General features: G+C 72.6%; 11 protein-coding genes and 1 pseudogene. 7 read left to right on the forward strand and 5 right to left on the reverse strand.

Annotated features, from left to right (window positions below; translation table 11 throughout):
• Positions 1-102: 102 nt before the first annotated feature.
• From GFH48_RS40165 to GFH48_RS26020, 3 genes and pseudogenes are all read left to right on the forward strand, one after another.
• Positions 103-717: pseudogene (locus GFH48_RS40165) on the forward strand (hypothetical protein); the annotation flags it as partial.
• Positions 718-757: 40 nt separating this feature from the next.
• Positions 758-1,768, forward strand: coding sequence for a sigma-70 family RNA polymerase sigma factor (locus GFH48_RS40170; RefSeq protein ID WP_407698721.1), 1,011 nt, complete (start codon positions 758-760; stop codon positions 1,766-1,768).
• Positions 1,769-1,968: 200 nt separating this feature from the next.
• A complete protein-coding gene (locus GFH48_RS26020) occupies positions 1,969-2,745 on the forward strand; it encodes an SDR family NAD(P)-dependent oxidoreductase (protein ID WP_153290564.1) in 777 nt (258 codons plus the stop codon).
• On the opposite strand, the gene GFH48_RS26025 is transcribed toward GFH48_RS26020, so the two are convergent.
• Both GFH48_RS26025 and GFH48_RS26030 read right to left on the reverse strand, forming a co-directional pair.
• Positions 2,720-3,964 (reverse strand): hypothetical protein, encoded by a 1,245-nt coding sequence (locus tag GFH48_RS26025; protein WP_407698663.1) that lies wholly within the window; start codon positions 3,962-3,964, stop codon positions 2,720-2,722. The genes GFH48_RS26020 and GFH48_RS26025 overlap by 26 nt on opposite strands.
• Positions 3,961-5,433: a HesA/MoeB/ThiF family protein gene (locus GFH48_RS26030; RefSeq protein WP_228120946.1), complete on the reverse strand. Its 1,473-nt coding sequence runs from the start codon at positions 5,431-5,433 to the stop codon at positions 3,961-3,963. Before GFH48_RS26030 ends, GFH48_RS26025 begins: the two co-directional genes overlap by 4 nt.
• Before the next feature lie 372 nt (positions 5,434-5,805).
• Between GFH48_RS26030 and GFH48_RS26035 the strand changes: the two genes are divergently transcribed.
• Positions 5,806-7,284, forward strand: a complete 1,479-nt coding sequence (locus GFH48_RS26035) for a M14 family zinc carboxypeptidase (protein ID WP_153290565.1) — start codon at positions 5,806-5,808, stop codon at positions 7,282-7,284.
• A 317-nt stretch (positions 7,285-7,601) separates the two neighbouring features.
• Here GFH48_RS26035 and pepN read toward each other — a convergent pair whose 3' ends face one another.
• On the reverse strand, positions 7,602-10,175 hold the full coding sequence (pepN, locus tag GFH48_RS26040; RefSeq protein WP_153290566.1) for an aminopeptidase N: 2,574 nt from the start codon (positions 10,173-10,175) through the stop codon (positions 7,602-7,604).
• A 113-nt stretch (positions 10,176-10,288) separates the two neighbouring features.
• Here pepN and GFH48_RS26045 point away from each other — a divergent pair, with 113 nt between their 5' ends.
• Positions 10,289-10,771: a DUF1203 domain-containing protein gene (locus GFH48_RS26045; protein ID WP_153290567.1), complete on the forward strand. Its 483-nt coding sequence runs from the start codon at positions 10,289-10,291 to the stop codon at positions 10,769-10,771.
• A gap of 128 nt (positions 10,772-10,899) precedes the next feature.
• On the opposite strand, the gene GFH48_RS26050 is transcribed toward GFH48_RS26045, so the two are convergent.
• Positions 10,900-11,916: an aspartate-semialdehyde dehydrogenase gene (locus tag GFH48_RS26050; protein WP_153290568.1), complete on the reverse strand. Its 1,017-nt coding sequence runs from the start codon at positions 11,914-11,916 to the stop codon at positions 10,900-10,902.
• A gap of 293 nt (positions 11,917-12,209) precedes the next feature.
• On the opposite strand from GFH48_RS26050, the gene GFH48_RS26055 reads away from it, so the two are divergent.
• Together GFH48_RS26055 and GFH48_RS26060 are read left to right on the forward strand one after the other, a co-directional pair.
• Entirely contained in the window at positions 12,210-12,731 is a 522-nt protein-coding gene (locus GFH48_RS26055; RefSeq protein WP_194280672.1) for an RNA polymerase sigma factor, read from the forward strand.
• A 1-nt stretch (position 12,732) separates the two neighbouring features.
• Complete coding sequence (locus GFH48_RS26060; RefSeq protein ID WP_153290569.1) at positions 12,733-13,479, forward strand: hypothetical protein; 747 nt, start codon at positions 12,733-12,735, stop codon at positions 13,477-13,479.
• A gap of 145 nt (positions 13,480-13,624) precedes the next feature.
• On the opposite strand, the gene GFH48_RS26065 is transcribed toward GFH48_RS26060, so the two are convergent.
• A complete protein-coding gene (locus GFH48_RS26065; RefSeq protein WP_153290570.1) occupies positions 13,625-16,936 on the reverse strand; it encodes a S8 family serine peptidase in 3,312 nt (1,103 codons plus the stop codon).
• Positions 16,937-16,957: the final 21 nt, after the last annotated feature.

A 16,957-nucleotide genomic window follows, 5' to 3' on the forward strand; every position in this document is an offset into this window, starting at 1 on the left:
GTTCGCACCGGGCCGATCGCCTTCGCGGGGCCGGGTCGCGGCGATAGCGTCACGTCGATCCCGTGTGACGTGTCCCCCGGAGGTTCCCGTGACCGATGCCGTGTGCCGCAGTTGTGCCGAGCCGCTGGCCGGGCGGGCCGGTCGGGTGGGGCGGAGTTCGGTGTACTGCTCCGCCGCCTGCCGGCAGAAGGCGTACCGGGAGCGGCGGGCGGAGCCCGTCGACACCGTACGCGGGCTGATCGAGGAGGTCGGGCGGCAGGTCGAGGCGCTGGTTCCGCAGCCGCCGTCCGTCTTCTACTCCGGCGTGAGCGACCTGGCCTCCTCGGTCGGACGGCTGCGCCGCATCGCCCGGGTCGCCCGGGACACCGCGAAGGACGATTCCGTCACGCGGGCCGTCGTGACGAAAGCGCCGGGCCCGCCGGCCCCCGTCGGCGAACCCGCCACCGCGGACGGCGCCGCGTCTCTCGCCACCGCGCCGCGGATTTCCCCGGACGAGGGCTCCCGTACGCGGGATTCCGCCACGGGGACACCTGCCGGCGAGACCGCCGCGGACCGGGCCTCCGCAGGTACGGCCTCCGGAGGCCGGATATCCGGGGGCCAGGCTCCCGCAGGTACGACCGCCGGGGGCCGGATCTCCGTAGACCGGACCGCCGCAGGCACGACCTCCGGAGGCCGGATCTCCGCGGAGCAGACCTCCGCGGAGCAGACCTCCCACACTCGGCCTTCCGTCACGCCCGATTCCGTCACGCGGACCTCCGTGACGCAGGACTCCGGTACGCATGTCACCCTCGGGGAGGGCGACTTCGCCGCGCTCGTCGAGCCGTACCGGCGCGAGCTGCGCGTGCACTGCTACCGCATGGCGGGCTCGTACGACGACGCCGAGGACCTCGTACAGGAGACGTTCCTGCGGGCCTGGCGGGCTCGGGACGGCTTCGCGGGGCGGGCGGGCGTACGGACGTGGCTGTACCGGATCGCCACCAACACCTGTCTGGACTTCCTGCGGCGCACCGCCCGCCGTCCCCAGCGCTACGAGCCGCTGCCCGGCATGAACCACGGCAGCGCCGAACCCCCGGCCCGCATCACCTGGCTCCAGCCGTACCCCGACGAGGACCTGCCCTCCGCCGACGACCAGCCGGACACCCTCGCCGTCTCCCGGGAGACCATGGAGCTCGCCCTTCTCGCCGCCATCCAGCACCTGCCGCCCCGCCGGCGTGCCGTCCTCGTCCTGCGTGACCTGCTCGGACTCTCCGCGGCCGAGACCGCGCAGGCCCTGGAGACGACGGTGGCCTCGGTGAACAGTGCTCTGCAGCGGGCCCGGCCGACCCTGCGTGACCGTCTGCCCCGCCGCCGCGCCGAATGGACCGCCGAGGCCGACGCCCGCGAGCGCCAGGTCCTCGCGCGTTACATGGCCGCCGCGGAAAGCCTCGACCTCGCCGCCTTCACCGACCTGCTCAGCGAGGACATCAGGCTCACCATGCCGCCGAACCCGTACTGGTTCGTCGGCCGCGCCGCGATCACCGAGTTCCTCGGGATCAGTCTCGACCCCGCGTCCCCGTTGTTCCTCGGCCACTGGCGTCACCTTCCCGCTCGGGCCAACGGGCAGCCTGCGGCCGGGGGTTACGTACGGCGTCCCGGTACGACCGTGTACCGCGCCCAGGTCCTCGACGTACTGCGCATCGAGGGCGACCGCGTCGTGGAGATCACCTCCTTCGAGCCGCACCTCTTCCCGGCGTTCGGACTGCCCCTGCGGCTCCCGGCCGGCCGATGAGCGACCCGCCGTGCGCGCGGGCCGAGGCGTGTCGGCCGACGAGTGACGAGTGACGACCGACGAGTGCAAACCGACGAGTGACAACCGACGAGTGGAAACCGATGAGTGCGGGAGGGCGCGTACGTCTGTATGGCCGACACGTTCGACGGACCCGTACGACGACGCACGCGTACGGTCACGCATCTTCAGGAGAGACCATCATGCTGCTCACCGACAAGACCGCGATCATCTACGGCGCCGGCGGATCCATCGGCGGCGCCGTCGCACGCACCTTCGCCCAGGAGGGCGCCCGCGTGCACCTGGTGGGGCGTACGGGCGAGACGCTGGACGCGGTGGCGAAGGACATCACGGCGGCGGGCGGGCACGCCGAGACCGCGGTGCTCGACGCCCTCGACGAGGCGGCGGTCGAGGCGCACGTCGCCTCGCTGGACGCCGTCGACATCTCGTTCAACCTGGTCACGCGGGGCGACGTGCAGGGCGTTCCGCTGGTCGACCTGCCGGTCGAGGACTTCGTACGGCCCGTCGAGACCGGCATCCGCGCCACGTTCACGACCGCCCGCGCCGCCGCCCGGCGGATGGCCGAGGTCGGCTCGGGCGTGGTGCTCACGCTCAACAGCGGCTCCGCGTACGGCAGTCCGATGATGGGCGGCACCGGACCGGCCGACGCGGCGATCGACACGCTGGTGCGGAACCTGGCGGCGGAGCTGGGACCGCGCGGACTGCGCGTCGTGGGCCTGTGGGCGGCCGGGGTGCCCGAGACGCTGACCCGGGAGAAGCTGATCGCGGTCGACCCCCGGATGGACCTCGACGAGACGGCCCTCCAGGGGCTGCTCGCGAACCTCGCGGGGATGCGGATGACCCGCCGCAACCCCACCCTCGCCGAGATCGCCGCCACCGCCGCCTTCCTCGCCTCCGACCGGGCGGGCGGCATCACCGGCACGTTCGTCAACGTCACGGGCGGGATGGTCCCGCACTGAGCCGGCGCCCCCGCCACCAGGTGCGCGCCCACAGCAGATGGACCGCGCCGAGCGCGACCACGACCGCCGCGGAGTCGAGGCGCTGGGCGGCGGAGTGGCAGGGGCCCAGCCGGGTCACCGCGCGGGCGAACAGGGTGACGTCCGCGGGCAGGGTGACGGTCACGAGGAACGCGAGACACAGCGTGGTGCCCACGACGAGCACGGCGCTGTACACGCGCACGGCCCGCCGTTCGTGGGCGGGCAGTCCGAGGCTGGGGTCCGGGGCGTGCGGGCCGCGCCGCAGCACACGCCGGGCCGCGTACTTCGAGAACGCCACCCCGTCCCCGTACAGATCGCGGCAGCGCGTCAGGTCCTGGAGCACGAAGTACAGGTCCGTGCGCATGAAGACCATGAGCTGGAAGGGCAGCGGGAGCAGGGCGAGCAGCGCGACGGCGGCCAGGATCCGGCGGGCCGTGCCGTCCGTGGCGCCCGCGGCGAGGGCGGCGAGCGAGGCGACGGACAGGTTGGTCGTGATGCCGGCCAGGTAGGCGGTCAGGCGGTGGCGGCGCGGGGCGATCTCGATGCCGCTGATGTCCGTCTGCATGACCAGGAACTGGAGTCGCGTGCCCAGCCGCATCCGGCCGGGCACGCCGGTCGCCCGGGCCGCCACCAGGTGCGCGCACTCGTGCAGCAGCAGCAGTACCCAGCCCACGCCCGCGCCGAGCGCGATCACCGCGCTGCCGTGCGGGCTCCACAGAAGGGTGCGGTAACCGAGCGGAACGGGCGGGCCGGTGAGGAGGGCGGCCGCGATGAGTAGTCCGACGAGGACGGGGAGGACGGGGCTCAGCACCCAGCGCACGTGCCGGGGCCGGATCCGGGCGAACGTCGGCTTCGGCGGAGGCGGCGACTCCGTCGCCCGTCCGTCCACCTCGGCCACGAACCCGAGGTCCACCAGCGCCTCGACGAAGTCGGGTACGTCGATGTCGTCGCCGGTCGTCTCCCGCAGCCGCCGTCCGACCTCGGCGGCGCCCAGCCCCTGCCCGAGCAGATCCAGCGCCTCCTTGCCGACCTCGGGCAGTGCGACGAACCGGCCGGTCGCGAGCCGCCCGACGATCCATTCGTCCCCGTCGGGGCGCGAGTCGAGCCGGTGGAGCCGTACGTGGGGAATGGGGCCCGGGGCCGCCGGAGGCCGGCCGGTGGGGCCGGCGCGCCCATGGGGCTCCCGGGCGGACCGGGTCACCCTTGTCCTCCGGCCCGGTTCCAGGACCGCCCCTCGGCCCGTTCTCCGGCCGGTTCTCCCGGCGGTTCTCCGGTCCGTTCCGGCGACGGTTCTCCCGGCGGTTTCCCGGTCCGTTCCGCAGGCGGTTCCCCGGTCCGTTCCGGCGGCGGTTCTCGGGTCGGTTCTCCCGGCGGTCCACCGTTCCGTTCCGCGGCCTGTGACCCGGCGCGTCCTCCGGTGGGCCGGTCGTCGCCGCAGGCAGGGCAGTCGGGCCGCCGCGGGGACCTCTCCAGCACCGGATCGCCCGGCAGCATCAGGTTCATCCCGAAACGGAAACCCGGGTCGAGTGCGGGCACGCCGGTGAGCAGGGCCAGGGCCGCGTGGGCGAGCAGCCCGCCGGACAGACCGGCGGTGACCGCGCTCGCGGGGTTCCACGGGAGATGCGGGGAGGCGGCCTCCTCGTCCTGGCCCGGCGCCAGCCGCAGATCACGGCGGGCGACCTCCGCGGCCCGCAGACACTCCCAGCACGCTCCCCGGCCGGGCACGTGGATCCCGGCCGTCACCAGGGGACCCCGGTATCCGGCGTCGACCCACGGCAGGCCCGCGGCCAGGCAGACACGGTTCGCCCAGCGCCGGATGTCGTCCGGACGGTCGGCGGCGAGAACGAGCAGGTCGTACGGCTCGGAAGCGCCCGGGAGTTCGGACGTGGCCGGGACCCCGAGTGGACGGGGGGCCGCGGGCGGACGGGGGGCCGCGGGTGGACGGGGGACCGCGGGCGGACGTGGGACCGCGGGCGCCCCGGACCGCACCAGCTCCGCCAGATCCTCCGGGCCCCGCACCTCCCGCCGCTCCCCGGTCACCGTCACGTCCGAGTTCAGGGCCCGCAGCGTGCCGAGCGCGGCCTCCACCTTGGGTCGGCCGAGGTCGGACTCGCGGAACAGGGGCTGGCGGTTGAGGTTCGACAGTTCGACCACGTCGGGGTCCACGCAGTGCAGACGGCCGACTCCGGAGGCGACCAGGCTCTGCGCGGCATGACCTCCCGTGCCGCCGACGCCGATCAGCAGCACCCGGGCGCTGAGCAGCCGCAGTTGGGCGTCCCACGGGGTCGCCCGGGGACCGAGGTCCATCCAGCGCAGCAGCGGCACGCCCCGGCTGTAGCGGACGCGCTCCCGTCCGGACACCGGTACGGGCGCTCCCGCGTCCTCCACGAACCCGGCGTCCAGCAGGTCCGCCATCGCCTGACGGGTGTCCTCGTCCGTGAGACCGGGGAGTCCGGGATGCGCCCGCAGCACCGCGTCGACCACCGCGGCCGGCTCCCGCGTCCCGTCCATCGCCCCGACCAGGGTCCAGACCCAGCCCTCCGGGTCGGCGATCTCCGCGCCGATGCCGTGGATGACGCTGCCGATGCGGACGTTGCCGTCGACCGTGCGGTAGGCCCGGTGCTCGGGTTTGATCCGGGGCCGGCGGAGCTTCTCGACCGTGACCGTCACCAGGACCCCTTCCCGTTACAGGTACATGCCTTGACACTCTGGTGCCCCGAGTCGAGCCTTGACAAGACGCGGTCGGCGATCGCGCCGCTATGCGCAACATCCTTGTGAGGGGGAGGAGTTGGCATGCCCACCAAGATCGTGATCCGTCCGTTGGACAAGAAGGAGACCACGGGCGACAGCAGCGGGGGCAACGGCGGCTGACCAGCCCGCCGTACCCGCTCGACGGCCCGGCTCGGACCGGGTTCCGCTGTCGCGCACAGTCGGTTGTGAAGGAGAGGGGACCACATGGCTGCCAAGATCGTGATCCGTCCGTTGGACAAGAAGGAGACCACCGGGGCCAGCAACGCGAACGGCACCTGACCGGATCCCGGCATGCGGGGAACCCCGTATCCCACCCTGGACGGGCTGCTGCGAGGCGCTCGTGCGGCGGTGGCCGCGAGGCCCGGTGTCCTGCGTCTGCGCGACATCGGGACCTCGCGTGCCGGCCGGCCGCTGTGGCTGCTGTCGGCCGGACACGGCCCGCGCCAGGTGCTCACGGTCGCCGGCGCGCACGCCAACGAGCCGGTGGGCGGGGCCACTTCACTCCGGCTCGCGCAGCGGTTCGCCCGTGATCCGAGCGTTCTGGGCAGCGGTGTCGGAGGGCTGAACTGCACCTGGCACTTCCTGCTCTGCCTCGATCCCGACGGCGCGAGTCTCGCCGAGGGCTGGATGACCGCGAACGTCTCCGGCCGCTCGGACACCGTGGACACCGAAGGCGCCTTGCGTGCCGACGGCACTTCGACCGCCGACGGCACCTTCGACGCGGTGGACATCGCAGATGCCTCAGGTACCTCAGACACCGCGGGCGTCGCGCACGCCGTGGACCCCGCGCACGGGTGGACGGCCGGGCCGTCGTCCGAAGGCATGCCGCCGCCGGGAGCCGGACGGCCGGGGCGGGCCGGACCGCCCGCCGCCGCGCCGCCCCCCATCGGGAGCTACTACCGGGGCTTCTACCGCCCCGCCTTCGCCGCCCAGCCCGAGTTCCCGCCCGTCGCCGGGGACCCGCGCGCGCCGATGCCGGAGTCCGAGGTCCTGCTGGGGCTCATCGACGGACTGCGGCCCGTCGTGCAGTTCTCGCTGCACGGTGTCGAAGTAGGTGGAACCTTCCTGCAACTGACCCGTGCGGTGCCCGGAGCGCCGGCCGCCTACCGGCGGATCGCGGCGGACCTGGCCATTCCCCTGGAGCACCGGCCCTTCGACGGTATGGGGTGGCTCGTGGAGGGACCGGGCGTGCTCGTCCTGCCCGACGGCAGCCCGGCCGAGGAACGGGACCCCTCGGGCTTCGTCTCGCGGGCGACCTGGCTGCACGCGATGCGGCACGGCACCGTCTCGGCCGTGGTCGAGGCGCCCTTCTGGAGCGTGGCGGGCGTCGGCGATCCGCGCCCGGTGGCCGAGCCGCGCCGTGAACTCGCCGACGTCAGCGAGATCCTGCTCGGCCGGATCAAGCAACTGGAGTCGGTGGTCGGCGAGTTGGACCCACTTCCACCCGAAACGTCCGACGGGCTGGCCCACTTCACGGCGGCCCGCGAACTAATGGACATCGGCTCCGGCGTCGTGGACACCTGGAGCGCGGCCGAACTGGCCACCACCGTGGGCAACTCCGTCTCGCTGGGCATCGCGGCCCGCCGCATCCCGCTGCGCGCGGCGGCCATGATGAGCAAGGCCCTGGGTGGGGCACCGGCGCTGGACACGCTCGTGGACGGGTGGGCCCGCGAGCTGGAGGGCACGTTCGACGCCCGCTGGGTGGCGGTCGCCGACCAGACCGCGCTCCAGGCGCGCACCATGCTCGCGCTCGCCCGCGCCCTGCTGTGAGGAGCGCGCGGCGCGGCGCGGGAGGGGCCGGCCGACGCGGTGGGCGGAAGGCGTCCGCGGGCGGCGACGGCCCGGCGGATCACCGGCCCGGACGCGTCCGCGGGCCGCGCGGACGCCGAAGACCCGCCGCCCCCGGTCCGAAGAGGGCCGCAGGCCCCGCGAACGGAGAGGGATGCCCGGTCCGAAGAGGACTACGCGCCCCGTGAACGGAAAGGGGCGCCCGGCCCCGAAGAGGACTACGCGCCCCGTGAACGGAAAGGGGCGCCCGGCACAACGCCGGGCGCCCCCTGTCCGTACCGCGTCGGACGTGCGGCCGGCTACGAAGCCGCCGCGTCCGCCGCCTGCGCCTTCAGCGCGCGCTCGATCCCGGCGCGGGACTCCGAGATCAGGCGCCGCAGGGCCGCGTTGGACTCGGCGGAGGCCAGCCACGCGTCCGTCTTGGCGAGGGTCTCCTCGGAGACCTGGATCGACGGGAACAGGCCGATCGCGATCTGCTGGGCGATCTCGTGCGAACGGGAGTCCCAGATGTCCTTCACCACGGCGAAGAACCGGTCCGCGTACGGCGCGAGCAGCTCACGCTGGTCGGTCTGCACGAAGCCGCCGATCACCGCCTCCTGCACGGCGTTCGGAAGCTTGTCGGACTCGATGACCGAGACCCAGGCCTCCTCCTTCGCCTCCACGGTGGGACGGCCGGCCCGCGCGGTGGCCGCGTGCCGCTCACCGGCCGCCGTCCGGTCGCGCTCGTACTCGGCCGCGATCTCCGCCTCGTCGTAGCGCCCGACCGCCGCGAGGCGCTGCACGAACGCCCAGCGCAGCTCGGTGTCGACGGCGAGCCCCTCGATGGTCTCCCGGTCCTCCAGCAGGCCCTCCAGGAGGTCCAGCTGCTCCGGGGTCCGGGCGGTCGCCGCGAAGGCGCGCGCCCAGGCGAGCTGGTGGTCGCCGCCGGCGTCGGCCGCGCGCAGGTGCGCGAGGGTCGCCTCGGTCCAGCGGGTCAGCAGCGACTCGCGGGTGGCGGGGGCGGCGTACATCTCGATCGCCAGCTTGAGCTGCCGCTGGAGCGACTGCACGACACCGATGTCGGACTCCTTGCCGATGCCGGACAGCACCAGGGACAGGTAGTCGCGGGTGGCGAGCTCACCGTCGCGGGTCATGTCCCAGGCGGAGGCCCAGCACAGCGCGCGCGGCAGCGAGGACTCGAAGTCGCCGAGGTGCTCCGTCACGAAGGCCAGCGAGTCCTCGTCGAGACGGACCTTGGCGTACGACAGGTCGTCGTCGTTGAGCAGGAAGACGGCCGGACGGCGCCTGCCGGTCAGCTCGGGCACGGCGGTCAGCTCACCGTCGACGTCGAGCTCGATCCGCTCGTCGCGCACCAGCTTGCCGCTCGCGTCGTCGAGGTCGTACAGGCCGATCGCGATGCGGTGGGGACGGAGCGTCGGCTCGCCCTTGGCACCCGCCGGGAGGGCCGGGGCCTCCTGGCGGATCGCGAAGGAGGTGATGACCCCGTTCGCGTCCGTCTCGACCTCCGGGCGCAGGACGTTGATGCCGGCGGTCCGCAGCCACTTCTCCGACCAGTTCTTCAGGTCGCGTCCGGAGGTCTCCTCCAGCGCGCCCAGCAGGTCGGACAGGCGCGTGTTGCCGTACGCGTGCCGCTTGAAGTACGCCTGCACGCCCCGGAAGAACTCGTCCATGCCGACGTAAGCGACGAGCTGCTTCAGTACGCTCGCGCCCTTCGCGTACGTGATCCCGTCGAAGTTGACGAGCACGTCGTCCAGGTCGCGGATCTCCGCCATGATCGGGTGGGTGGAGGGCAGTTGGTCCTGCCGGTACGCCCACGTCTTCATGGAGTTGGCGAAGGTCGTCCAGGAGTGCGGCCAGCGGCTGCCCTCGGCGTACGCCTGGCAGGCGATGGAGGTGTAGGTGGCGAACGACTCGTTCAGCCACAGGTCGTTCCACCACTCCATGGTCACGAGGTCGCCGAACCACATGTGGGCGAGCTCGTGCAGGATCGTCTCGGCGCGCACCTCGTACGCGGCGTCCGTGACCTTCGACCGGAACACGTACTGGTCCCGGATCGTCACCGCGCCCGCGTTCTCCATCGCGCCCGCGTTGAACTCCGGCACGAAGAGCTGGTCGTACTTCTTGAACGGGTACGCGTAGTCGAACTTCTCCTGGAACCACTCGAAGCCCTGCCGGGTGACCTCGAAGATCGCGTCCGAGTCCAGGAACTCGGCGAGCGAGGGGCGACAGTAGATGCCGAGCGGCACGCTCTGTCCGTCCTTCTCGTACACACTGTGCACGGAGTGGTACGGGCCGACGATCAGCGCGGTGATGTACGTGGAGATCCGCGGCGTCGGTTCGAAGGCCCAGATGTCGTCCTTGGGCTCGGGCGACGGCGAGTTGGAAATGACGGTCCAGCCGGACGGCGCCTTCACGGTGAACCGGAAGGTGGCCTTGAGGTCGGGCTGCTCGAAGGACGCGAAGACGCGCCGGGCGTCCGGGACCTCGAACTGGGTGTACAGGTAGGCCTGCTGGTCGACGGGGTCGACGAACCGGTGCAGACCCTCGCCGGTGTTGGTGTACGCGCATTCCGCGACGACCCGCAGGACGTTACGGCCCTCCAGCAGGCCCGGCAGCGTGATCCGCGAGTCGTCGAAGACTTCGGCGGGGGTGAGGGCGTCCCCGTTGAGGACCACCTCGTGAACGGCCGGGGCCACCAGGTCGATGAAGGACTCCGCGCCGCTCTCCGCGACGTCGAAGCGCACCGTGGTCACGGACCGGTAGGTGCCGCCCTCCTGCGCGCCCGAGAGGTCGAGATCGATCGCGTACGAGTCAACGGTGAGCAGCTTCGCGCGCTGCTGCGCCTCTTCGCGGGTCAGGTTTGTGCCAGGCACGCGGTCATCTCCTCGTTATGTGACGGTTGCGCCATCCTTCCACGGGACCAGCACGGAACGCGATGTCCGTATCCCGCCGGTGACCGGGGCTTTCGGGCGCGAGTCTGGAGCGCATGACGAACCGCATCGCACGCCCCATCGAAGCGGGGATCCTGAAGGATCTCCGCACAGCTGACGACGCCGGCCGCCCGATGGTTCCCGTCACGGACGTGGAGGGCGGCGCTCCGCTCCGCTGCTGCCTGCGCCGCAGCGAGCCGGGGGAGCTGATCGCGCTCGTCTCGTACGCCCCGCTGCGCCGCTGGGCCGCCGCGGCCGGTGTCGATCCGGGCGCGTACGACGAGCAGGGTCCGGTCTTCGTCCACGCGCGGGAGTGCGGAGGTCCGGCCGCGGACGTCCGGCCGTTCGAGGGCGCCCACCGCACCGTGCGGCGCTACTCCGCCGGGGGGCGCATTCTCGGCGGCCGGCTGGTGGAGGTCCCCGAGTGGTCCGCGTTGGAGGCGGCCTTCGAGGCGGCGTTCGCCGATCCGGCGGTGGAACTGGTCCATGTACGGGCCGTCGAGTACGGCTGTTTCCTGTACGAGGTCCGCCGGGCGTGACGAGCGCGTGCCGCGGGCGGGGCGGACGTGGCGGGGGAGGAACGGACGTACCGCGAGGGGATGCGGACGGGCCGTGCGAAGGGGCGGCCACCGTGCGGTGACCGCCCCTGGGGCGTGTGCGGTGGGCGTCAGCCCTTGAGGTCGGCCGCCACCAGCTCCGCGATCTGGACCGCGTTCAGGGCGGCGCCCTTGCGGAGGTTGTCGTTCGAGATGAACAGGGCGATGCCGTGCTCGACCGTCTCGTCGGCGCGGATGCGGCCGACGTACGACGCGTCCTGGCCCGCCGCCTCGAGCGGGTTCGGGATCTCGGAGAGGGTGACACCCGGGGCGCCGGCCAGCAGCTCGGTGGCGCGCTCCACCGTGATCGGGCGCTCGAAGCGGGCGTTCACCTGAAGCGAGTGGCCGGAGAAGACCGGGACCCGGACGCAGGTGCCGGAGACCTTGAGGCCGGGGATCTCCAGGATCTTGCGGGACTCGTTGCGGAGCTTCTGCTCCTCGTCCGTCTCGTGCAGACCGTCGTCGACGATCGAACCGGCGAGCGGGAGCACGTTGAAGGCGATGGGCCGCTTGTAGACCTGCGGCTCCGGGAAGTCGACCGCCCCGCCGTCGTGGGTCAGCCGGTCGGCGTCCGCGACGACCTTCAGCGCCTGGCCGTGCAGCTCGGCCACACCCGCGAGACCGGATCCGGACACGGCCTGGTAGGTGGCGACGACGAGCGCCTCCAGTCCCGCCTCGTCGTGCAGCGGCCGCAGGACGGGCATCGCGGCCATCGTCGTGCAGTTCGGGTTCGCGATGATGCCCTTGGGACGGTCGGCGATCGCGTGCGGGTTCACCTCGGAGACCACCAGCGGTACGTCCGGGTCCTTGCGCCAGGCGGAGGAGTTGTCGATCACGACGGCGCCCTGCGCGGCGACCTTCTCGGCCAGCGCCTTCGAGGTCGAGCCGCCCGCCGAGAAGAGGACGATGTCCAGGCCGGAGTAGTCGGCCGTCGTCGCGTCCTCCACCGTCACGCCGTCCAGCACCGTCCCGGCCGAGCGGGCCGAGGCGAACAGGCGCAGCTCCGTGACCGGGAAGTCCCGCTCGACCAGGATCCTGCGCATGACCGTGCCGACCTGACCGGTGGCTCCGACGATTCCGACCCTCACGGCGACTCCCTTTGCGTGCGTTCTACGTGGTCCAGCGCTTCCATCATGCGTCTCACCCGTGCCGTCGTGTCCAATCCTTTGCCCACGCCGTTCGAGGGGTGGGACGGGACCGGCGGGGCGGCAGCCGGAAGAAGACCGTCCGGCGGACCCCGGGAACCGCAAGCCGTACGGTGCCCGTGTCCCGCCGGCCCCGGTCCGGTGTGACGTACGACTCGGTGCGAGGGGGCGGAGCGTGGCCGAACGTTTCGGCCCGCACCGGCGTCGTAGGGGAAACGCGGGAGGGGAGGGCAGCTGTGCTGCGCAGAAGGACACGCGGTGCCCAGCGGGTGGACGACCCGCTGGACGCGGCGCAGGAACGCCGGGTACGGGCGGTGCTCGCGCTCGGCGGTGTGCCGCAGGCGGACCTGCCGGACGGGGTGCAGCAGGTCCGCCTGCGGCTGCTGGAGCGCGCGGCGAAGGGGGACGAGGCCCCGCGTGATGTGTCCGCGTGGGCGGCGGTCGTCGCGTCGAACCTGGCCATGGACTGGCACCGGGCCAAGCACCGTCAGCAGCGGCTCGGTGAGCGGCTGGCCGGGCTCCGGCAGCTGGAGCACCCCTCGGGCGAGGACTCCAGCGTGCTCTCGCTCGCCGTGGCGCGCGGGCTGGACGACCTGCCCGACGCGCACCGTCAGGTCCTCGTCCTGCGTTTCTACGCCGATCTCTCCGTGCGGGGGATAGCCGAGGAGCTCGGCATCCCGGAGGGCACGGTCAAGAGCAGGCTGCACTCGGCGGTCCGTGCCCTGCGCGCCCGCCTGCACGAGGACGAGGTGGTGTGACGTGGCCGGGTACGCCGAGCACGAGGACGGTACGGCAGCGGACGCGCTGTGGGCCGCGATCACCGGTGAACCGCTGCCCGAGGGGGTCCGCGACGACCCCGAGGCGGTGTCGGAGCACCGGTCGGCGGTCGCGGACCTGGTGCTGCTGCGGGAGCAGTTGGCCGCCATCGGGGGCGCGCTGGCGGAGCCGGGTGAGGAGCCGGTGCCCGTGCGGGCTCCCCGGCAGCGCCCGCGCCGTCCGGCGGGGGCTCCCAGGAACCGGGGCCGCCGTCCCCTAGCGGTCGCCCTGGGCACTCTCGTCGTGACCGCCGTCGCCGCGATGGTCGGCGGCATGGGCTGGCTGATCGCGCAGGGCGGGGGCGCGGATTCGAAGGCGTCGTCGGACAGCGCGGCCAAGGCGGCGGACGGCGCGAGCGGGTCGGCCTCGCTCAGCGCCCCCGGCTACCTCGCCTGTTCCCGATTGCTGGTCGAGGGCGAGATCAGCGCGATCGAGCCGGTCGCGGGCACCGAGCGGGACCGGGTCACCCTCGACGTGACGCGCTTCTACAAGCCGGCGGAGGGGAAGCCGCGGGTCACCTTCCTGGTGGACCGGGAGTCCGGCCCGCGGCGGGGTGAGCACGTGCTGGTCGGCATCCGGCGGGGCGCGGTGACCCCCGACCGGTGGACGACGGGGGAGGAGGCCATCGCCCGCGACCGGCGGTGGATCACCGGGGCGCTGCCCGCCTCCCGTGGCCTCGCCTGCGAGTGAGAGGGCTCGCCCGCGCCGGACAGGCCCGCGCGGGCGAGCGGGGCGGCCCGCGCACGGGGAAAGGGCGGGCGGGCTGGGCGGCCCGCGCACGGGAAAGGGGCGGGCGCCCGGAATTCCGGACGCCCGCCCCTCAGAGGGGCACGCGCTACGGCGTGACCTTCTCGATCTTCACGCTGCCGAGGCCCGCGGCGGTGCCACGCGCGTTCACCAGCTGCACCTGGCCGAAGAACTCGCGTCCCTCGGGGGCGGGGGCCAGCGCGGTGACGGTGCCGGACACCGTCGCCGTGCCGCCCGTGGCGAGCTTCACCGGCGTGGACGCGTCGACGCCGACCGTGCCGAGCGCCGACGAGAAGAACACGTCACGGTAGTCGTACGCGGTCGAGCCCGACGGGACCGAGTAGCCCGCGACCTCGATGGTGTACCTGCCGGCGGCGGGGCTCGGGATGGAGACCGCCTCCTCCGAGTCGCCGTCCGCGGACTGGGCGACCTGCTTGCCGGCCGAGTCGTACACCGTCAGGTCGAGGTCGGCGGCGGTGTCGGAGACGTTGCCGATGGCGACGTCGAGCGAGGCGGCGCCCGCGGGCACGTCGACCGTGGTGGTCTGCGTGGCGTTCTGGGCGATCGTCGGCCGGTCCGTCTTCGAGGAGCCGAGCGGGCCGCCCTTCAGCCTGCCGTCGAGCGCGGCGAACTGGTTCGTGACCTTCCAGGAGGCGGTGACAGGGGTGCCCACCTTGGCCTCGGGCACGGTCACGGTCTGCGGGTCGAAGGCCGCGCCGAGCACGGTGGCCTCCAGCTTGTACGGGTTGTCGAGCAGCGGCGACGTACGGCGCGCCTCGACCTCGACCTCCCAGACACCGGGCTGCGGGTCCGCGTACGCGCGCACGTCGGGCTTGCAGCCGTTGGTGTTCGGGTAGTTGCTGTAGCAGTACGGCGTGCCGGTGTCCTCGACCGGGACACCGTACGGGTGGATGGAGATGAACCGGGTCTGGCTCAGGCCCTTCAGCCCGCCGATGGCGACCTCCAGGCTCCTGGCGCCCTCGGGCACGGTCAGGAAGTACGACCGGGTGCTGTCGCGCTGTATCGAATCCGACGCGGAGAAGGCGAACTTGACCGGCGTCGAGACCACGACCGTGGTCAGGATCTGCCGGTCGACGCCCTCGGTCCTCGGGTCGTCGAGTTCGAGGATCGCGCTCTTGATGCCGGCCGAGGAGGCCCTCGCGGAGACCTTGACGGTGACCGGCTTGTTCAGTTCGAGCCGCACCTCGTCGGAGCCGACGATCCTGAAGGTGTCACCGGCGTTGTTCTCGAAGTGCAGCTCGTGGCGGATCGCCCGGTCCGGACCGGAGGTACGGGTGACGGTGATCTCGTAGGTCTTCTTCTCGCCGGCCTTGAGACCGCCCTCGCGGTCGTACAGTCCGGTGCCGAAGCCCGGGGTCTTCAGCGCGTAGTCGATCGCGGTGTCGACCGGCGCCTTCACCGTGTACTCGTGGGCGGTCGCGTCGTCCCTGATGGCCTTCCACGCGTCCACGATGTCGATGAGGCCCGCGCCCTCCTCGTACGCCTGCACACCCCTGATGTGGTCGGCGGTCGAGGTGAGGGCCGTGCGGAGGTCGGCGGGCGTCAGGGCGATGTGCCTCTGCTTGGCGGCGCTCAGGAGCAGCGCGGACGCGCCCGCGGCCTGCGGGGACGCCATCGAGGTGCCCTGGAGCATCGAGTAGCCGGCCGGCAGGGTGTAGCCCGACTCGGCGACCGGGGAGCCCGGCAGCCAGGTCTGGGTGGTGTTGATCGCGGCGCCGGGCGCCGTCAGCGTCGGCGTGAAGCCGCCGTCCTCACGCGGACCGCGCGAGGAGAACGGCATCATCGCGTACTTCTTCTCCACGACCGAGCCGTAGTTGGCGGCCCAGGTCTCCTTGGAGATGGACGCGCCGACCGAGATGACCTTGTCGGCGAGGCCGGGGTCACCGATGGTGTTGGCACCGGGGCCGGAGTTGCCCGCGGAGATCACCAGCTGGACGCCGTAGGTGTCGATGAGACGCGTGTAGAGCTCGGAGCGCGCGTTGTTGCCGTCGTTCAGCGCGGGCAGGCCGCCGATGGACATGTTGACGATGTCGACGCCGCGGTTGACGACGAGGTCGATCATGCCCTCGGTGAGCGCGATGTTGGTGCAGCCGGGGCCGAACACGCAGGCGCGGGACGAGACGATCTTCGCGCCGGGGGCGGCGCCGTTCATCCTGCCGCCGAACAGGCCGTTCGCGGAGGTGATGCCCGCGACGTGCGTGCCGTGCTCGCTGGAGATGACGCCGATGTTGACGTAGTCGGCCTTGGAACCGGCCGCGTCGTAGACCACGTCCTTGCGGATCTCGACGACGAACGGGATGCGCTCGACGACGTCGGTCGCCGGGTTGTCCTTGCCGAAGTAGCCGACCTGGAAGCCGTCCTTGTACGGCTTCATCGGCACGTCGTCGGTGAAGTCGAGGTTGTCGTTCGTGTCGACCCGCACGGTGCCGGAGGCCGGGTCGTACAGCACGCCCCAGGCGTCGGTGGTGTCGCCGTCGCGGTTCAGGTCGCCCGCTTCGTCGCCGCCCGCGGTGGCCGACTCGTACATGTAGTTGAACTTGTAGGCGCCGGCCGGAGCCTTGAACGTCTCGGTGCCCTGGCTGGCCGTCGTGATGGCGAAGGACGGGCCGGAGACCGAACTGGTCATCCGCCGCCAGCTGCCGTCGCCGTCGTTGACCGGGTCGGTGGACGTGACCCAGTCGACGACCTTGCGCTCGCCGGTGGTGGTCTTCTGCAGCGCCGGGTGGCCCAGGTCCACGCCCGAGTCGAGGATGCCGATGGTGATGCCGCGGCCGTCCGCCTTCGGGTTCTTCTTCACGAAGTCGACGGCGCCCGTCTCGAAGGACGGGTTGTACGGGTTCTCGGCGGGGGTGTTCTTGTTCGGGGCGGAGCGGGTGACCGTGCCCGTGGCCCTGCCGGCGCCCTTGGCCGTGTCCGCGCTCGGTGTCGGGTCGTCCAGCGCGATGTCCTGGCGCAGGTCGATGCCGTGCACGGACGAGAGCTTGGCGGCGGCGGCGATGGCCGCGTCCGCCTTCGCCGTCGGGACGGTGGCCCGGACGTAACCGACCTTGTCGAAGGTCCGGCCGACGAGACCGCCCTGGACCGCGTCCAGCTGCCGGGCGACCTGCTCGGTCTGGCCGGGCGCGGTGGCGACCATCATCGTGACGTTCTTGGTGCCGTCGGCCTTGGCCTCGGCGAGGAGGGCCGCGTCGTCCGAACCGAGCTTGGCGCTCGCGGACTTGGTGCCCGGGTCGGGCGTGGCGGCGGGTGCGTGGTCCGCGGCGAGGGCCATGGGTATCGGTCCGGCCGCGGAGAGCGCGGTCACCAGGCCGGCGGCCACGGCTATGCGGACCACGCGTCTCGCGCCCGAGAGTGGGGCGCGCTGGGGGTCGAGGGTCATCGGCATCCCTTGTAGGTAAAG

The sequence above is a fragment of the Streptomyces fagopyri genome (genome assembly GCF_009498275.1).
Taxonomy (GTDB): Bacteria; Actinomycetota; Actinomycetes; order Streptomycetales; family Streptomycetaceae; genus Streptomyces; species Streptomyces fagopyri.